Source organism: Streptomyces sp. 142MFCol3.1, assembly GCF_000424945.1.
Taxonomy (GTDB): domain Bacteria; phylum Actinomycetota; class Actinomycetes; order Streptomycetales; family Streptomycetaceae; genus Streptomyces; species Streptomyces siamensis.
This window is the reverse complement of the sequence record NZ_AUKV01000020.1, coordinates 175,802-191,953: the sequence shown is the minus strand read 5'-3', so window position 1 is coordinate 191,953 and position 16,152 is coordinate 175,802. Positions and strand designations below refer to the sequence as shown.

General features: G+C 71.1%; 13 protein-coding genes. 7 read left to right on the top strand and 6 right to left on the bottom strand.

Annotated elements, in window-relative coordinates:
* Both pgi and H305_RS0128380 read left to right on the top strand, forming a co-directional pair.
* On the top strand, positions 1 to 1,241 hold a 1,241-nt coding region (gene pgi, locus H305_RS0128385), incomplete at its 5' end, for a glucose-6-phosphate isomerase (protein WP_028803433.1).
* Positions 1,242 to 1,337: 96 nt separating this feature from the next.
* Positions 1,338 to 2,336, top strand: coding sequence for a DUF3824 domain-containing protein (locus tag H305_RS0128380; protein ID WP_028803432.1), 999 nt, complete (start codon positions 1,338 to 1,340; stop codon positions 2,334 to 2,336).
* Positions 2,337 to 2,342: 6 nt separating this feature from the next.
* On the opposite strand, the gene H305_RS0128375 is transcribed toward H305_RS0128380, so the two are convergent.
* Genes H305_RS0128375 through H305_RS0128365 form a run of 3 tightly spaced genes read right to left on the bottom strand, consistent with a single transcriptional unit; the run spans position 2,343 to position 5,923 of the window.
* On the bottom strand, positions 2,343 to 4,628 hold the full coding sequence (locus H305_RS0128375; protein WP_028803431.1) for an FtsX-like permease family protein: 2,286 nt from the start codon (positions 4,626 to 4,628) through the stop codon (positions 2,343 to 2,345).
* Positions 4,629 to 4,634: 6 nt separating this feature from the next.
* Positions 4,635 to 5,420, bottom strand: coding sequence for an ABC transporter ATP-binding protein (locus tag H305_RS0128370; RefSeq protein ID WP_028803430.1), 786 nt, complete (start codon positions 5,418 to 5,420; stop codon positions 4,635 to 4,637).
* Complete coding sequence (locus H305_RS0128365; RefSeq protein WP_028803429.1) at positions 5,417 to 5,923, bottom strand: PadR family transcriptional regulator; 507 nt, start codon at positions 5,921 to 5,923, stop codon at positions 5,417 to 5,419. The genes H305_RS0128370 and H305_RS0128365 overlap by 4 nt, the downstream gene beginning before the upstream one ends.
* Before the next feature lie 124 nt (positions 5,924 to 6,047).
* Between H305_RS0128365 and H305_RS0128360 the strand changes: the two genes are divergently transcribed.
* The 5 genes from H305_RS0128360 (at position 6,048) to H305_RS0128340 (ending at position 12,701) form a co-directional block, all read left to right on the top strand.
* Entirely contained in the window at positions 6,048 to 7,319 is a 1,272-nt protein-coding gene (locus H305_RS0128360; RefSeq protein WP_028803428.1) for an ABC transporter substrate-binding protein, read from the top strand.
* Positions 7,320 to 7,449: 130 nt separating this feature from the next.
* Entirely contained in the window at positions 7,450 to 9,123 is a 1,674-nt protein-coding gene (locus H305_RS0128355) for an alpha-amylase family glycosyl hydrolase (protein ID WP_051371030.1), read from the top strand.
* Positions 9,124 to 9,178: 55 nt separating this feature from the next.
* Positions 9,179 to 10,501 (top strand): ABC transporter substrate-binding protein, encoded by a 1,323-nt coding sequence (locus tag H305_RS0128350; RefSeq protein ID WP_028803426.1) that lies wholly within the window; start codon positions 9,179 to 9,181, stop codon positions 10,499 to 10,501.
* Between the two features lie 5 nt (positions 10,502 to 10,506).
* Positions 10,507 to 11,865: an ABC transporter permease subunit gene (locus tag H305_RS0128345; protein ID WP_028803425.1), complete on the top strand. Its 1,359-nt coding sequence runs from the start codon at positions 10,507 to 10,509 to the stop codon at positions 11,863 to 11,865.
* Entirely contained in the window at positions 11,862 to 12,701 is an 840-nt protein-coding gene (locus H305_RS0128340; RefSeq protein WP_028803424.1) for a carbohydrate ABC transporter permease, read from the top strand. The genes H305_RS0128345 and H305_RS0128340 overlap by 4 nt, the downstream gene beginning before the upstream one ends.
* Positions 12,702 to 12,761: 60 nt before the next feature.
* Here the strand turns inward: H305_RS0128340 and pgl are convergent, their stop codons facing one another.
* From pgl to zwf, 3 genes are read right to left on the bottom strand one after another with little or no spacing between them, the layout of a single operon-like run.
* Entirely contained in the window at positions 12,762 to 13,544 is a 783-nt protein-coding gene (gene pgl / locus H305_RS0128335; RefSeq protein ID WP_028803423.1) for a 6-phosphogluconolactonase, read from the bottom strand.
* On the bottom strand, positions 13,541 to 14,629 hold the full coding sequence (gene opcA / locus H305_RS0128330; RefSeq protein WP_028803422.1) for a glucose-6-phosphate dehydrogenase assembly protein OpcA: 1,089 nt from the start codon (positions 14,627 to 14,629) through the stop codon (positions 13,541 to 13,543). Before opcA ends, pgl begins: the two co-directional genes overlap by 4 nt.
* Positions 14,626 to 16,152, bottom strand: a complete 1,527-nt coding sequence (gene zwf, locus H305_RS0128325) for a glucose-6-phosphate dehydrogenase (RefSeq protein WP_306453545.1) — start codon at positions 16,150 to 16,152, stop codon at positions 14,626 to 14,628. The genes opcA and zwf overlap by 4 nt, the downstream gene beginning before the upstream one ends.

The window sequence follows — 16,152 nt, the reverse complement described above, 5'->3', positions numbered from 1 at the left end:
CGGGCGAATGGACCGGTCACACCGGCAAGCGCATCAAGAACGTGGTGAACATCGGCATCGGCGGCTCCGACCTGGGCCCCGCGATGGCCTACGAGGCGCTGCGCTCGTTCACCGACCGCGATCTCACGGTCCGTTTCGTGTCCAACGTCGACGGCGCCGACCTGCACGAGGCCACCCACGGCCTCGACCCGGCCGAAACGCTGTTCATCATCGCCTCCAAGACCTTCACCACCATCGAGACCATCACCAACGCGACCTCGGCGCGCTCGTGGCTGCTGACCGGGCTGAGGGCGGATCAGGAAGCGGTCGCGAAGCACTTCGTGGCGTTGTCGACGAACGCGGGGAAGGTGTCGGAGTTCGGCATCGACACCGCCAACATGTTCGAGTTCTGGGACTGGGTCGGCGGGCGGTACTCCTACGACTCGGCGATCGGCCTGTCGCTGATGATCGCGATCGGTCCGGACCGGTTCCGCGAGATGCTCGACGGGTTCCACCTGGTCGACGAGCACTTCCGCACCGCTCCCGCCGAGGCCAACGCGCCGCTGCTGCTGGGCCTGCTGGGCATCTGGTACGGCAACTTCCACGACGCCCAGTCGCACGCCGTGCTGCCCTACTCGCACTACCTGTCGAAGTTCACCGCGTATCTGCAGCAGCTGGACATGGAGTCCAACGGCAAGTCCGTGGACCGCGACGGCAACCCGGTCGAGTGGCAGACCGGCCCGGTGGTGTGGGGCACCCCGGGCACCAACGGCCAGCACGCCTACTACCAGCTCATCCACCAGGGCACCAAGCTCATCCCCGCCGACTTCATCGGCTTCGCCGATCCGGTGGAGGACCTTCAGCCCGCTCTGGTCGCCCAGCACGACCTGCTGATGGCGAACTTCTTCGCGCAGACCCAGGCGCTCGCCTTCGGCAAGACCCCCGACGAGGTCCGCGCGGAGGGCGTGCCCGAGGAACTGGTCCCGCACAAGACGTTCCGCGGCAACCACCCCACCACCACCATCCTCGCGCGCGCACTCACCCCCTCCGTCCTGGGCCAGCTGATCGCCCTCTACGAACACAAGGTGTTCGTCCAGGGCGCCGTCTGGAACATCGACTCCTTCGACCAGTGGGGCGTCGAACTCGGCAAGGTCCTCGCCAAGCGGATCGAACCCGCCCTGACCGAAGGCACCGACGTCCCCGGTCTGGACGCGTCGACGCAGGCCCTCGTCGCCAAGTACCGCGAGCTGCGCGGACGGTAGGGCACACCGGATCGCGGGAAGCGGGCGGCGGGAGTCCGTCCGCTTCCCGTAGAATCCCCGGGCGATCATGCAGGCGATGACTCGGGGGAGTAGAAGTTGGCCGGCACGCGTGGACGTTGGACGAGTGAGCGGCTGTCGGCGAGGTCGGTCCTGCAGCCCAAGCAGGTGGCGAAGGCGCTGTTCCACCCGGCGTGGATCCCGGCGTCCCTCGATCCGTCCGTGGAGCGGCTCAAGCGTGTACGCGTCATCGCGGGAGCGATCGCCGCGTTCGGCGTGTACACCTTCGTGCAGGGCAGGTTCGACTTCACGGAAGTGCTGGAGAACATGCTCACGGCGTCCGCGGTGCTGCTGTTCATCACGCCCCTGACCGTGGGTGTGATGCTCTTCGTGTGGCGGCGCACGGGGACCGTGCGCCAGCTCAGGACCCCCTTGTTCAACTCGCTCAAGCTGCTGCTGTTCTTCATCGGCACGGTGGTCTGCACGGTCTTCCTGTGGCAGCTGTCCACCTCGCTCGGCATGGCCGCGCTGCTCGTGGTCGGTCTGTCGGCCATGTGGCTGACCGGCGTCGTGGCCTACGGCGCGGTGCAGGTGTCGGGGAACTTCTTCGGCTCCGCCGCCGTGCACCGCTGTCTGCCGCCGCTGCTGGCCACGGTGACGACCTGGCTGATGGCCATCCCCGACCTGGTCACCGGTGATCTGCACGGGCTCAGCTTCACGATGGGCATCGTGTTCATCCTGGGCGCGCCGGTGACGGTCACGGCCATCGCGGCGCTGGAGATGAGCCGGCTGCGCCGCCGGTACGGGATCCGGCTGGGCGCGCATCCCGCGACGCTGCCGACGCCGCGCCCCGCGCAGCCGCCCGCGTACCCACCGCCCGGCGGGTTCGCACCGCCGCCCTCTTACACACCGCCCGGAGGGTTCGCACCGTCGCCCGCCCGGCCGTACGCCCCGCACCCGCCGCAGGGGTCCCCGTACGTCCCGTTCCCGCCGCAGGGACACCCGTACGCGCCGAACCCGCAGGGCGGCCCCTACGCGCCGGGGGCGCCGCAGAACCCGCACCCCTACCCTTACGGCCCGGGAGCGTCCGGGTCCTGACCGTGCTCAGGACACCGCGCTCAGCGTGTCCGCCAGCCGCCTGCGGGCGGCGCGGGCGGCGGGCAGGGCGGCGAGGGCCGCGGCGCCCAGCACGGCGGCCACGCCGAACAGCACCAGCAGGACGGGGGACGGCCCCCGCGCGATGCCGGCGCCGATGCCGCTCGACCTGCCCTGGGCGTCGATCAGCCAGTGCGCGAGAGGCAGCCCCAGCGCCGTGCCGACGACGACGGCGGCCAGTGCGGTGCATCCGGTGGCCGTCACCGTGACCGCGGTGATCTGCCGCGGGGTCAGCCCGATCGCCTTCAGCGCCAGCAGGTCCCGCTCGCCCTCGCGCACGGTCCCGCCGATGGCGGTGAGCAGTTCGATGAGACCGATCAGCGCCAGTACGGCGATCAGCCCCGCGACGACCGCACGCAGCGGCGACAGCCCGTCGGCCGGGTTCGTCACCGCGTGCACGTCGATGTGCCCGTGCCCGGACGCGGTCAGCGCGGCGGCGACACGGTGCTGGTCGGCACCCTGGCGCAGCTGGAGCAGATAGAGGCTCGGCCGCAGCTCCGGGTCGTTCTCGCGCAGCGAGTCCAGGGAGGTGGAGATGACCCGTCCGTTGTTCTCCGGCTCGATGCTGCGCCCCACGATGTGCAGGATCTGTGGGCGGTCGCCCACCATCATCCGGATCCAGACACCGACCCGTACGTCCAGCAGGTCCAGCAGCCCCTGGCCCGCCACGGCCTCGTCGGGACCGCTCGGGAGGCGCCCCTGCGCGAGGGAGAACGGGTAGGGGTGCTCATGCGTGCCGAGCCCGCGCAGCGCGATCGTGCCCGTCTGACCGGGCGCCAGTGCCGCCACCTCGATGCCCGGATGGACGGCGGTGACCCGCGGATCGCGGGCCAGCAGGGCTCGGACACCGGGCTCGCTCAGGGTGTCGTCGGCCCGCACGGTGAGACCGGCGGCGAGACCGATCCGCTCGGGCTCGCTGTGGAAGCGGTCCATGGTGGTCCAGGCGCTCATGGCCACCACGATGAGCAGCAGCGGCAGCGCCAGCCGGGCGACGGTGGCCAGCGAGCGGAGCCGCCGGGTGAACGCCTTGTGCCAGCCCAGGACCAGGGCCGACGGCAGCCGCAGCCCGAGCGCCCCGCGCGCCAGGCCCGAGAGCCGCCCGCCGAGCGGTGCCGCGGCACGCAGCCCCGGAACAGGAGGCACCCGGCCGGCCCGCCATGCCGCGAGCCCGGTCGTCGCGGCGATGAACAGCACCGCGGCGACCGGCACCGCGACCAGCGCCGCCGTGTACCCCGGCAGTCCCTGCCACACGCCGACCGCGTCCCCGAGGCGCCCGGGGATCCGGCTGCCCAGGCCCTCGGTGAGCGCCGCCGCGAGCACGGCGCCCAGCAGGGCGAACGCCACGTGCTGGAGGAGGAAGATCCGCACCACCTGGCCGGGGGTGAACCCGATGGCCTTCAGGACCGATATGTCCCGGAGGTGGCCGCGCACCCGGGTGCCGATCGCTCCGTGCACGGCGAGACCGGCGGCGGCGAGGGCGCCCAGCCCGAACAGGCCGAGGACCTGGCCGAGCAGCCGGTTGTCGCCCTGCGCCTCGGCCCGCGCCTGCTGCCAGGCGGAGACCTCGGTGACCGCTCCGGCGCCCAGCAGGGTGACGGCGCGCTGGACGGCGTAGTCCGTGTCCTCGGGATCGGTCAGCCGCAGCCCTGTCACCTGGCCGCCGGTGGCGCGCGGCAGTGCCGAGGGCAGCGCCCAGACGAGACCCGGCCGCTCCCCGGGGCTGTAGCGGGGCTCGGCACTGTCGGCGACGCCCCGGACGGTCAGGGTCCGCGAGGTGCCGGGCAGGGTGAGGATGTCGCCGGGCTCCGCCCACAGCGCCCGGGCGAGGCTGCTCTCCAGCACCACGCCGTCCGGCGCGCCGACGTCGAGCCAGCGGCCCGCGGTGAGCAGCGGTCGGCCGATGGCGGGAGGCTCGACGGTGCCGCGCAGCTCCACGGAGGCCCGGGTGCCGCGCGACTCCAGGGTGGCGCCGGCCGTCGGATAGGGGCCCGCGACGGACGTGACGCCGTCCAGCTCCGCGAGTCTGCGCGGGTCGGCCAAGGGACCGGTGTGGATCCACACGTGCGCGCCCTGCGACTGGCTGAAGACGCGCTGCCACGGATTGGTCGCGTACCCGAAGAGGGCGGTGGCCAGCAGCAGGGAGGCGACGATGCCCGCGGTGGCGAGGACGATGAAGAGCGCCTCGCCGCGATGTGTGCGCAGATCGGCGTGAGCCCAGCGCAGAGTGGCCCGCACGACGGCTCAGTCCTTCAGTTCCAGCACGCCGGATATGCCCGGCGCGCGCGAGGGAGTGCCGCCGAGCTCCGCGTCGTCGGCGATACGTCCGTCGAAGAAACTGATCACCCGGTCCGCGGCGCTCGCGAGACGGGCGTCATGGGTGACGAGCACGATGGTCTGGCCCCGCTGGTGGAAGCGGGACAGCAGCCGGGTCACCTCGCGGGTGCCCTTGCTGTCGAGGCTTCCGGCCGGTTCGTCGGCGAGCAGCAGCGGCGGATGGTTGACCAGGGCGCGGGCGAGTGCCACGCGCTGCTGCTCGCCGCCGGACAGCTCGCCCGGCATGCTGCGTTCCTTGTCCTTCAGGCCCAGCTCGTCCAGCAGCCGCTCGCGTTCGGCACGGGCCTGCCGGGGGGAGACCCCGGCGAGCAGGGCGGGCAGTTCCACGTTGTCGGCGACCGACAGGTTGGAGACGAGATTGAAGAACTGGAAGACGATGCCGATGCGGCGCCGGCGCTCCACGGCCCAGCGGGCCTCGCCGTACCCGTTGGTGCACTCGCCGTCCAGCCAGATGCTGCCGGCGTCCGGGCGCTGAAGCCCGCCGAGCAGATGCAGCAGGGTCGACTTCCCGGCGCCGGACGGGCCGGTGACCGCCACGAACTCGCCCTTGCGCACGGCGAGGTCCACACCGCGTACGGCATGGGCGGGGGCACCCTCGCCGTAGTGCGTCTTGACCAGGCCCTCGGCCCGCAGCAGCGGAACCGGGTCGCTCGTGGTGTGGGGCCCGGGATCGGGATCGGCGGCGGCGTTCATTCCAGCTCCTCCTGGCAGCGCTCCAGCCAGTCGAGGTCGGCCTGCAGATGCAGCATGGCCCCCTCGATGAGCAACTGGGAGATGCGGTTGTCCCGGTTCTCGGCCGCGGCGAGCTTCGACAGATTGCGCATGGTGTTCAGGTACTGGCGCCGCTGCTTGTTGATCAGGGCGATCTGGTCGGCGAGACCGGTCTGCGGTGCGAGCGCGAGCTTCATGAAGAACTCGTCCCGGACGCGCGGCTCGTCCGCCGTCTCCTCGTACCAGGCGCGCAGCGCCTCACGCCCGGCATCGGTGAGGTGATAGATCTTCTTGTTCGGCCGGCTCGACTGCTCGACTTCCTCGCCCTCGATCAGGCCCGACTTCTCCAGGCGGCCGAGGGTCACATAGACCTGGCCGACGTTCGGCTGAGGGTACGCGGAGCCCAGCAGTTGCTCAAGGTCCTGCTTGAGCTCATAGCCGTGCGCCGGGCCACGCGCCAGCAGGGCCAGGAGGGGCAGCCGCACTCGTGCTCTCCTCCTCGGATCCTTGTAATGTGCCGCAGGCCCTAGTATCGCCCATACCTAACAGGTATACATGGCCTCTGACTCCGGGCGAAGGTGCCCGGCGCCGGTGTACAGGGAGGAACCTATGCGGTGGATGCATGCCGCCGGTAGGGGCCTCCTGGTCATGGCTGTCGTCCTGACCGGTTACGTCGCCTCCGGGGCGCGGGCCGACGCGGGGCGCGGCACGGGGCGCGGCCCGCTCACCCTGGCCACCGCGGGGGACCTCACCGGCTATCTGGGGCCGCTGCTCGACGGCTGGAACCGTACCCACCCCGGTGAGAAGGTCGACCTCGTCGAGCTGCCGGACTCCGCGGACGAGACCCACGCGCAGATGACCACCGACCTGCGCGGCGGCGACCGCAGCCGCTTCGACGTCCTCAACATCGACGTCAACTGGACCTCCGAGTTCGCGGCGGCGGGCTGGATCCGGCCGCTGCCGCGCGACCGCTTCCCGCTGAAGACCTTCCTGGACCCGGTGACCGACACGGCCACCTACGACGGGCAGTTGTACGCCGTCCCGTACGTCACCAACGCCGGGCTGCTCCTGTACCGCAAGGACGTGCTGGCCAAGGAGGGCGTCCCGCCGCCGCGCACCTGGGCCGAACTGGAGCGGGACGCGAGGACCATCGCGCCGAAGTACGGACTCGACGGCTACGCCGGCCAGTTCCTGCCCTACGAGGGCCTCACCGTCAACGCGGCCGAGGCGGTGTACTCGGCGGGCGGCACGATCCTCGGGGACGAGGGCACCCGGGTCACGGTGAACTCCGACGCGGCCCGCGAGGGCATCGGCTTCCTCGCGCGCGGGGTGCGCGAGGGCTGGATCCCGCGGCGGGCGCTGATGTACAAGGAGGAGGAGTCCAAGCAGGCCTTCCAGGACGGCCGGCTGCTCTTCCTGCGGAACTGGCCCTACGCGTACGTCGCAGCCTCGGCCAAGGGCTCCGAGGTGGCCGGCAAGGTCGGCGCCGTACCGCTGCCCGGACCGGACGGTCCCGGCAGGAGCGTCCTCGGCGGGTCCAACCTGGCTGTCAACACCCATGCCCGGCATCCCGACTCGGCCGCGCGCCTGATCGCGTACCTGACCGGTGAGAGCGTCCAGCGCCAGGTCCTGACCCGCGGAGCGCTGCCGCCCGTCCGCGCCTCCCTCTACGACGACCCCGAACTGATCCGGCGGTTCCCCTACCTGCCGACGCTGCGCGCCGCCGTGGAGACGGCCTCCCCGCGCCCCAAGAGCCCGCACTACGACCAGGTCAGCCTGGTGGTGCAGGCCGTCGTGCACGACGCGCTGACCGGGCACCAGACCCCCGAGAGCGCGGTGCGCCGGCTGGCGCGGGAGCTGGCCGCCATCTCCCAGCGCTAGTTACTTGTTAAGTAACACCAAGGTCTCAACCTGTCTCTGGGTGCCCGAATAAGTCCGCATATCAAGGGCCAACCCCTTAGTAGCTTCTGTCTCTTCGTTGACACCCTCGCGACACGCCTACTTAACATGTATGCATAACCGTAGGCACGCACAGACAGGTCAACGGGTGACGCTCAACACGCACCGCTGGTGGCGCGACGCAGTGATCTACCAGGTGTACGTCCGGAGCTTCCTGGACAGCACCGGGGACGGCATAGGCGATCTCGCCGGGGTCCGGGCCGGACTTCCCTACCTGAAGAAGCTCGGGGTCGACGGCATCTGGCTGAGCCCCTTCTACCCCTCGCCGCAGCACGACCACGGCTACGACGTCGCCGACTACTGCAACGTGGACCCGCTGTTCGGCGATCTCGCCGAGTTCGACCTGCTGATGACGGACGCCCGGCGGCTCGGCATCAAGGTCCTCCTCGACATCGTCCCCAACCACTGCTCCGGCGAACACCCGTGGTTCCGGGAGGCGCTGGACGCGGCGCCCGGCAGCCGGGCGCGCGCCCGCTTCCACTTCGCCGAGGGCCGCGGACCGGAGGGGTCCGAACCGCCCAACAACTGGCACGCCATGTTCGGCGGCCCCGCCTGGACCCGCACCACCGACCGGGACGGCACCCCGGGCCAGTGGTACCTGCACATGTTCACGCCCGAACAGCCCGACCTGAACTGGCGCAACCCCGAGGTCGGCGCCCACTTCGAGCACGTCCTGCGGTTCTGGCTCGACCGGGGCGTCGACGGGTTCCGCATCGACGTCGCCGCCGGTCTCTTCAAGCACCCCGGCCTGCCCGACTCGCCCGACCCCGAGGCCGACGCCCGTACCCGCGACTCGGTCAACCCGCTCGCCTGGAACCAGCCCGAGGTGCACGACGTCTGGCGCCACTGGCGGTCGGTGTGCGAGGAGTACACCGCCCGCGACGGCCACGAGCGACTGCTCGTCGGCGAGGTCTCCGTACCGACGGCCCGCGAGCACGCCGAGTACGTGCGCCACGACGAGCTGCACCAGGCCTTCTTCTTCGACCTGCTCAGCGCCCCCTGGAACGCCGACGCCTTCCGCAAGGTCGTCTCCGAGGCCATGCAGGACATCGCCGGCACCGGTTCCACTGTCACCTGGGTGCTCAACAACCACGACCAGGTCCGCACGGTCACCCGCTACGGCGAACCCACCACCGAGGGGAGCGGCCTGGGTGCCGCCCGGGCCCGCGCCGCCGCGCTGCTGATGCTGGCCCTGCCCGGAGCCGCGTACATCTACCAGGGCGAGGAACTCGGGCTCCCCGAGGTCGTCGACCTGCCGGACGACGTGCTCACCGACCCGATCTACCGCCGAACCGGGAGCCGCGCCCGCATCCGCGACGGCTGCCGTGTGCCCCTGCCCTGGTCGGGCGCCGCCTCGCCCTTCGGGTTCACCTCCGGTGTCGAGGGCGCCAAGCCGTGGCTGCCGCAGCCCGCCTACTTCGCCGAGTACGCCACCGACCGCGCCCTCGCCGACACCCGTTCCTTCTGGCACCTGTACCGCGACGGTCTCCAACTGCGCGCCGGAATGCCCCAGTTGGGGGAGGGCACGCTGCGCTGGCTGGAGACGCCGCCCGGCGTCCTCGGCTTCGTCCGCGGCGACGGCCTCGTCTGCGCCGTCAACTTCGGTACGGCACCCACCTCCGCGCCGGTCTCCGGCACCCCCCTGTTGTCCAGCGGCCCCTGCACGCCCGGCGTCCTGCCCGGTTCGACGGCCGCCTGGTGGATCAGCGACTGCACCAACCCCTGAGTCGCCTGCTCTTTGCACGCACGTCAATCCTCCTGCCCTCGAAGGGACATCAACGATGATGCGACGACGTACGACCCTGCTCGCGAGCTGCACCACCCTCGCCCTCGCCCTCGGCGCGACCGCCTGCGGCGGCGGCCCCGTCTCCGCGGGCGGCGGCAAGTCGCTGAGCGGACAGACGATCTCCGTGGCCGGTGTCTGGTCCGGCAGCGAACAGAAGAACTTCCAGAAGGTCCTCGACGCCTTCACCGAGAAGACCGGCGCCAAGACCCAGTTCACCTCCACCGGCGACAACGTCTCCACCGTCGTCGGCAGCAAGATCGAGGGCGGCAACGCCCCGGACGTGGTCATGGTCCCGCAGGTCGGCGTGCTCCAGCAGTTCGCGAAGAAGGGCTGGCTCAGGCCGCTGTCCCCGAAGACCGAGCAGGCCGTGGACGCCAACTACGCCAGCGTGTGGAAGAACTACGGCAGCGTCGACGGCACCCTGTACGGGCTGTACTTCAAGGCCGCCCACAAGTCGACCGTCTGGTACAGCCCCGACGCCCTCGACCAGGCCGGCGTCAAGCCGCCGACGACGTACGACGCGATGCTGAAGGCCGGGCACACCGTCTCCGAGTCGGGCCTCGCGGCCTTCTCCGTCGCCGGGCAGGACGGCTGGACCCTCACCGACTGGTTCGAGAACATCTACCTCTCGCAGGCCGGACCCGAGAAGTACGACGCGCTGGCCGCGCACAAGATCAAGTGGACCGACCCGACCGTCGTCGAGGCGCTCACCACCCTCGGCAAGCTGTTCAAGGACAAGCAGCTCATAGCCGGCGGCCAGAAGCAGGCGCTGAACACCGACTTCCCAGGCTCCGTGGAGAAGGTCTTCGGACCCAAGCCCGCGGCGGGCATGGTGTACGAGGGCGACTTCGTGGCCGGCGTCGCCAAGGACCAGTTCGGCAAGAAGATCGGCGAGGACGCCGACTTCTTCCCCTTCCCCGCGGTCGGCGGCGGCAAGGCGCCCGTGGTCAGCGGCGGCGACGCGGCCGTCGTGCTCAAGGACGGCAAGAACCAGAAGGCCGCCCAGCAGTTCCTGGAGTACCTGGCGACCCCCGAGGCGTCCGCCGTCTGGGCCGAGGCGGGCGGCTTCCTCTCCCCGAACAAGAAGCTCGACCTCGCCGCCTACGGCGACGACGTCACCCGTGAGACCGCCAAGTCGCTGGTCGCCGCGGGGGATTCGGTCCGCTTCGACATGTCCGACCAGGCCCCCGCCGCGTTCGGCGGCACCAAGGGCACGGGCGAATGGAAGATCCTCCAGGACTTCCTGCGCGACCCGTCCGACCCCAAGGCCACCGCGGCCGCTCTTGAGAGCGCGGCGGCCAAGGCGTACCAGGGCTGATCGACGTGACCGCCACGCTCCTGAAACAGGCGAGCCCCCCGCCCGTCGGCATGGCCGACCGCAGGCGCCGGGCCCGCCGTCGCGGCCGGATCATCGCGATCGCGTTCGTCTTCCCGGCGCTGCTCCTGCTCGGTGCCCTGGTCGTCTACCCGGTGCTGTTCTCCGTGGGGCGCAGCTTCTTCGACGCCTCGGGCACCCGGTTCGTGGGCGGCGACAACTACAGCGCGATGTTCCGCGACCCCGCCACGATCAAGGCCATCCGCAACACCACCATCTGGGTGGTCGTGGCGCCGGCGCTGCTGACGGCCCTGGGCCTGATCCTCGCCGTGCTGGTCGAGAAGGTCCGCTGGGCCACGGCCTTCAAGCTGCTGCTCTTCATGCCGATGGCGGTCTCCTTCCTCGCCGCGGGCATCATCTTCCGCCTCGCCTACGACGAGGACCCCGACAAGGGCGTCCTGAACGCGGCCGTCGTCTCCGTGCACGACGCCTTCAAGGGCACCTCGTCGTACCCGACCGCCCGTGCCCGCGACGGCCAGGGCCTGACCAAGGGGGCCGACGGCTCCTACCGCACGACCGCCGCCGCGTCGCCCGGTCACGCGGTCGACCTCGGGCTGGTCGGCGTCCTCGCCGACGACCTGCCCGGGGACGCACGACCCGCCTACCCGGCGGCCGTGCGGAAGGCCGCTCCGGACGAACTGCGCGGCGTCGTCTACCTGGACTTCACGCGCGGCGGGGGAGGTGAGCAGGGCAAGGTCGACCGGCAGGAGAGCGGACTGCCCGGGATCGAGGTCGAGGCCGTGCGCGACGGGAAGACGGTCGCGAGCGCCACCACGGCGGCCGACGGCTCCTTCCGCTTCGGCGGCCTGGACCCCGGCTCGTACGCCCTGACGCTGCCGGCGTCGAACTTCGCCCCTCCGTACGACGGGATCTCCTGGCTGGGGCCCGCGCTCGTCACCCCCGCCATCATCGGCGCCTACCTGTGGATCTGGACCGGATTCGCCATGGTGCTGATCGGCGCGGGCCTCGCCTCGCTGCCGCGCGACGCGCTGGAGGCGGCGCGGATGGACGGCGCGAACGAGTGGCAGGTCTTCCGCCGGATCACCGTGCCGCTCCTCGGGCCCGTCCTCACCGTGGTCTTCGTGACCCTCGTGATCAATGTGATGAAGGTCTTCGACCTCGTCTACATCATCGCGCCGGGCCCGGTGCAGGAGGACGCCACCGTGCTCGCGACCCAGATGTGGCTGGTGTCCTTCGGCGGGGGCAACGACCAGGGGCTGGGCAGCGCGCTCGGAGTGCTGCTCCTGCTCCTCGTCATCCCCGCCATGGTCTTCAACGTCCGCCGCTTCCGAGGGAGTCAACGATGAACGCGCTCAGGCGAGGGCTCGGCAACAGCCTGGTGCAGGCGTTCCTCGTGGTGGTGGGGCTGATCTGGCTCACCCCGCTCGCCGGGCTGTTCCTGTCCTCGCTGCGATCCGCCCAGGACACCGCGAAGGGCGGCTGGTGGACGACACTGGCCGAACCGGGCCGGCTGTCCTTCGACAACTACTCGGCGCTGCTCGGCAACGCGGGCATGACGCAGGCATTCTGGAACACGGTACTGATCTCGGTCCCGGCCACGTTCCTCGTCGTCGTCATCGCCGCACTCGCCGGATACGCCTTCGCCTGGCTGGACTTCCCCGGCCGCGAGCCGCTCTTCCTGCTCGTGGTGGCCCTGTTGGTGGTGCCGGTGCAGATCGGTCTGCTGCCGGTGGCCAAACTCTTCGGCCAGTTGGGGCTGTTCGGCACGATCCCCGGAGTCGTTCTCTTCCACGTCTCCTACGGGCTGCCGTTCGCCATCTTCCTGCTGCGGAACTACTTCGCCGAGATGCCGCGGGAGATGCTGGAGGCGGCGCGCATGGACGGCGGTACCGAGTGGCGCATCTTCACGCGGCTCGTCCTGCCGGTCGGCCGCCCGGCGATCGCCAGCCTGGCGATCTTCCAGTTCCTGTGGGTGTGGAACGACATGCTCGTCGCGCTGCTCTTCGCCGACAGCTCCTCGCAGCCACTGACCGTGGAACTGCAGTCCCAGATACGGCAGTTCGGCAGCAACATCGATGTGCTCGCGCCCGGCGCGTTCTTGTCGCTGGTGGTGCCGGTGGTCGTGTTCTTCGCCTTCCAGCGGCACTTCGTGCAGGGGGTGATGGCCGGGTCGGTCAAGTGAGGCCGCAGGTCACGAACCGGCGGGGGCGGCGGAGGGGCGAACCCCTCCGCCGCCCCCGTGTCACGCCGAAGCCGGCGGGTACAGCGAGCGCGGCAGCTGCGAGGCGGCCGCCGCGTCCAGGAGCCACAGCGTGCGGGAGCGGCCGTGAGCTCCGGCGGCCGGGGCCTGGATCTCACCCGCTCCCGACAGTGCGATGGCAGCGGCCTGCGCCTTGTCCTCGCCGGCGGCCAGGAGCCACACCTCGCGCGCGGACCTGATCGCGGGCAGGGTCAGGGAGATGCGTGTCGGCGGCGGCTTGGGCGCACCGTGCACGCCGACCACCGTCCGCTCCGTCTCCCGCACCGCGGGCAGTTCCGGGAAGAGCGAGGCCACATGGGTGTCCGGCCCGACGCCCAGCATGAGGACGTCGAAGGTCGGCACCGCACCGTGGTTCTCCGGCCCCGCGGCCTTGGCGAGCTCGGCTGCGTACGCCTCCGCCGCCGCGTCGGCGTCGGCGCCGTACGGGCCGTCCGACGTGGGCATCGGGTGCACCCGGGCCGGGTCCAGCGGCACCGAGTCGAGGAGCGCCGCACGGGCCTGGGTGTCGTTGCGGTCCGGGTCGCCCTCGGGCAGGAACCGCTCGTCGCCCCACCACAGGTCGATGCGGCCCCAGTCGACGGCGTCCCGGGCGGGCGCGGCGGCGAGCGCCGCGAGCAGCCCGTTGCCGTTGCGGCCGCCCGTGAGCACCACCGACGCGTAGCCGCGAGAGGCCTGCGCGTCGACCACCTTCGTGATCAGCCGGGCCGCGGCGGCCTGGGCCATCAGCTCCTTGTCGCGGTGCACGACGAGCTGGGGAGTGCTCACTCGGCTGCCGCCTTCTTCGCCGGAGCCTTCTTGGCTGTGGCCTTCTTCGCCGCCGCCGAGCCGGTCCTCCCGGCCGGGGCCTTGGCCGCGGGCGACTTGGCGGCGGGCGCCTTCGTGGTGGTCCCGGCCGTGGCGGGGACCACCTCGTCGGGCGCGCCGTCCACGTTCAGCCGGTCCACGCCGTAGCGGAGCGCCGAGGCGTACGTGTCGTCCGGGTCGAGACGGCGCAGCTCCTCCGCGATCAGCTCGGAGGTGTCGCGGCGCTTGAGCGCCACCGCACGGTCGGGCTGTCCGTGGATGGACAGGGTCGCCAGGGTGCCGTCGGCGCGGTCCAGGACGATCGGGCCGCAGCTCGTGCCCAGCCGGACACCGGTGAGGCCGGGACCGGAGGACAGGGAGCGCTTGACCGGCACGTCGAGTCGGTTCGCCAGCCACATGGCGAGCAGCTCGCAGCTCGGGTTGAACTCCTCGCCCTCCACCTCCACGGCCTCCACCTCGCAGGTGACCTGGTCCAGGGCCGCGGCCAGCATCGAACGCCAGGGCGTGATGCGGGTCCACGACAGGTCCGTGTCACCGGGGGTGTACGAGTCGGCGCGGGCGCTCAGCTCCCGTACCGGCGACTCGGCCGCGTAGGTGTCCGTCACCCGGCGCTGGCCGAGCGCGCCCAACGGGTCCTTGGCCGGGTCCAGCGGCGCGTTCACCGGCCACCACACGACGACCGGAGCGTCCGGCAGCAGCAGCGGCAGGACCACGGAGTCGGCGTGGTCGGCGACCTCGCCGTACAGGCGCAGCACCACCGTCTCACCGGTGCCCGCCTCCGCCCCGAGCCGCACCTCGGCGTCGAGCCGCGACTTGGTGCGGTCGCGGGGCGAGCGCGAGACCCGCTTGATGACGACCAGGGTGCGCGAGGGGTGCTCGCGCGAGGCGTCGTTCGCGGCCTTCAGGGCGTCGTAGGCGTTCTCCTCGTCGGTGACGATGACGAGGGTGAGCACCATCCCTACGGCCGGTGTGCCGATGGCACGGCGGCCCTGCACCAGCGCCTTGTTGATCTTGCTGGCCGTGGTGTCCGTGAGGTCGGTCTTCATGGGCGACGCCAGCTCCGTCCGTCTCGCTCGAGCATGTCGTCGGCCTCGACGGGCCCCCAGGTGCCCGCCGGGTACTGCGCGGGCTTGCCGTGCCGGTCCCAGTACTCCTCGATCGGGTCGAGGATCTTCCAGGACAGTTCGACCTCCTCGGTGCGCGGGAAGAGGTTCGAGTCGCCGAGCAGCACGTCCAGGATCAGCCGCTCGTACGCCTCCGGGCTCGACTCCGTGAACGACTCGCCGTAGGCGAAGTCCATGGACACGTCCCGGATCTCCATCGAGGTGCCGGGGACCTTCGAGCCGAAGCGGACCGTGACGCCCTCGTCCGGCTGCACGCGGATGACGATCGCGTTCTGCCCGAGCTCCTCGGTGGCCGTGGTGTCGAAGGGGGAGTGCGGGGCGCGCTGGAAGACGACCGCGATCTCGGTGACGCGACGGCCCAGACGCTTGCCGGTGCGCAGGTAGAAGGGGACGCCCGCCCAGCGGCGGTTGTCCACGCCCAGCTTGACCGCCGCGTACGTGTCGGTCTTCGACTTGGCGTCGATGCCGTCTTCCTGGAGGTAGCCGGTGACCTTCTCGCCGCCCTGCCAGCCGGCCGCGTACTGCCCGCGCACGGTGTGCTTGCCCAGGTCCTTGGGCAGCCGGACCGCCCCGAGGACCTTGGTCTTCTCCGCTGCCAGCGCGTCCGCGTCGAAGGAGGCGGGCTCCTCCATGGCGGTCAGCGCCATCAGCTGGAGCAGATGGTTCTGGATGACGTCGCGGGCGGCGCCGATGCCGTCGTAGTAGCCCGCCCGGCCTCCGATGCCGATGTCCTCGGCCATCGTGATCTGCACATGGTCCACGAAGGACCGGTTCCAGATCGGCTCGAACATCGTGTTGGCGAACCGCAGCGCCAGGATGTTCTGGACCGTCTCCTTGCCCAGGTAGTGGTCGATGCGGAAGACCTGGTCCGAGGCGAAGACCTCGTGGACGACCTTGTTGAGCTCCTCGGCCGACTTGAGGTCGTGGCCGAAGGGCTTCTCGATGACCGCGCGTCGCCAGGAACCGTTCTCCTGGTCGGCGAGCCGGTGCTTCTTCAGCTGCTGGATCACCACGGGGAACGACTTCGGCGGCACCGACAGGTAGAAGGCGAAGTTGCCGCCCGTGCCCTGTGCCTTGTCGAGCTCCTCGATCGTGGAGCGCAGCCGTTCGAAGGCGTCGTCGTCGTCGAAGGTGCCCTGCACGAACCGCATGCCCTGGACCAGCTGCTGCCAGACCTCCTCGCGGAAGGGCGTACGGGCGTGCTCCTTGACGGCGTCGTGGACTTCCTGGGCGAAGTCCTCGTGGGCCCACTCGCGGCGTGCGAAGCCGACGAGCGAGAAGCCCGGCGGCAGCAGACCCCGGTTGGCGAGGTCGTACACCGCGGGCATCAGCTTTTTACGTGACAAATCGCCCGTGACGCCGAAGATCACCAGGCCCGACGGCCCCGCGATACGCGGGAGCCGTCGGTCTGCGGGGTCACGCAGCGGATTGCTGCTCGACAAGAT

Bases quoted from the DNA above. Each gene is read 5' to 3' on its own strand.
- H305_RS0128370 (WP_028803430.1), bottom strand. From the start codon at position 5,420: ATGAACGCCGCCGCCGATCCCGATCCCGGGCCCCACACCACGAGCGAC.
- H305_RS0128360 (WP_028803428.1), top strand. From the start codon at position 6,048: ATGCGGTGGATGCATGCCGCCGGTAGGGGCCTCCTGGTCATGGCTGTC.
- H305_RS0128355 (WP_051371030.1), top strand. From the start codon at position 7,450: ATGCATAACCGTAGGCACGCACAGACAGGTCAACGGGTGACGCTCAAC.
- H305_RS0128350 (WP_028803426.1), top strand. From the start codon at position 9,179: ATGATGCGACGACGTACGACCCTGCTCGCGAGCTGCACCACCCTCGCC.
- H305_RS0128340 (WP_028803424.1), top strand. From the start codon at position 11,862: ATGAACGCGCTCAGGCGAGGGCTCGGCAACAGCCTGGTGCAGGCGTTC.
- opcA (WP_028803422.1), bottom strand. From the start codon at position 14,629: ATGAAGACCGACCTCACGGACACCACGGCCAGCAAGATCAACAAGGCG.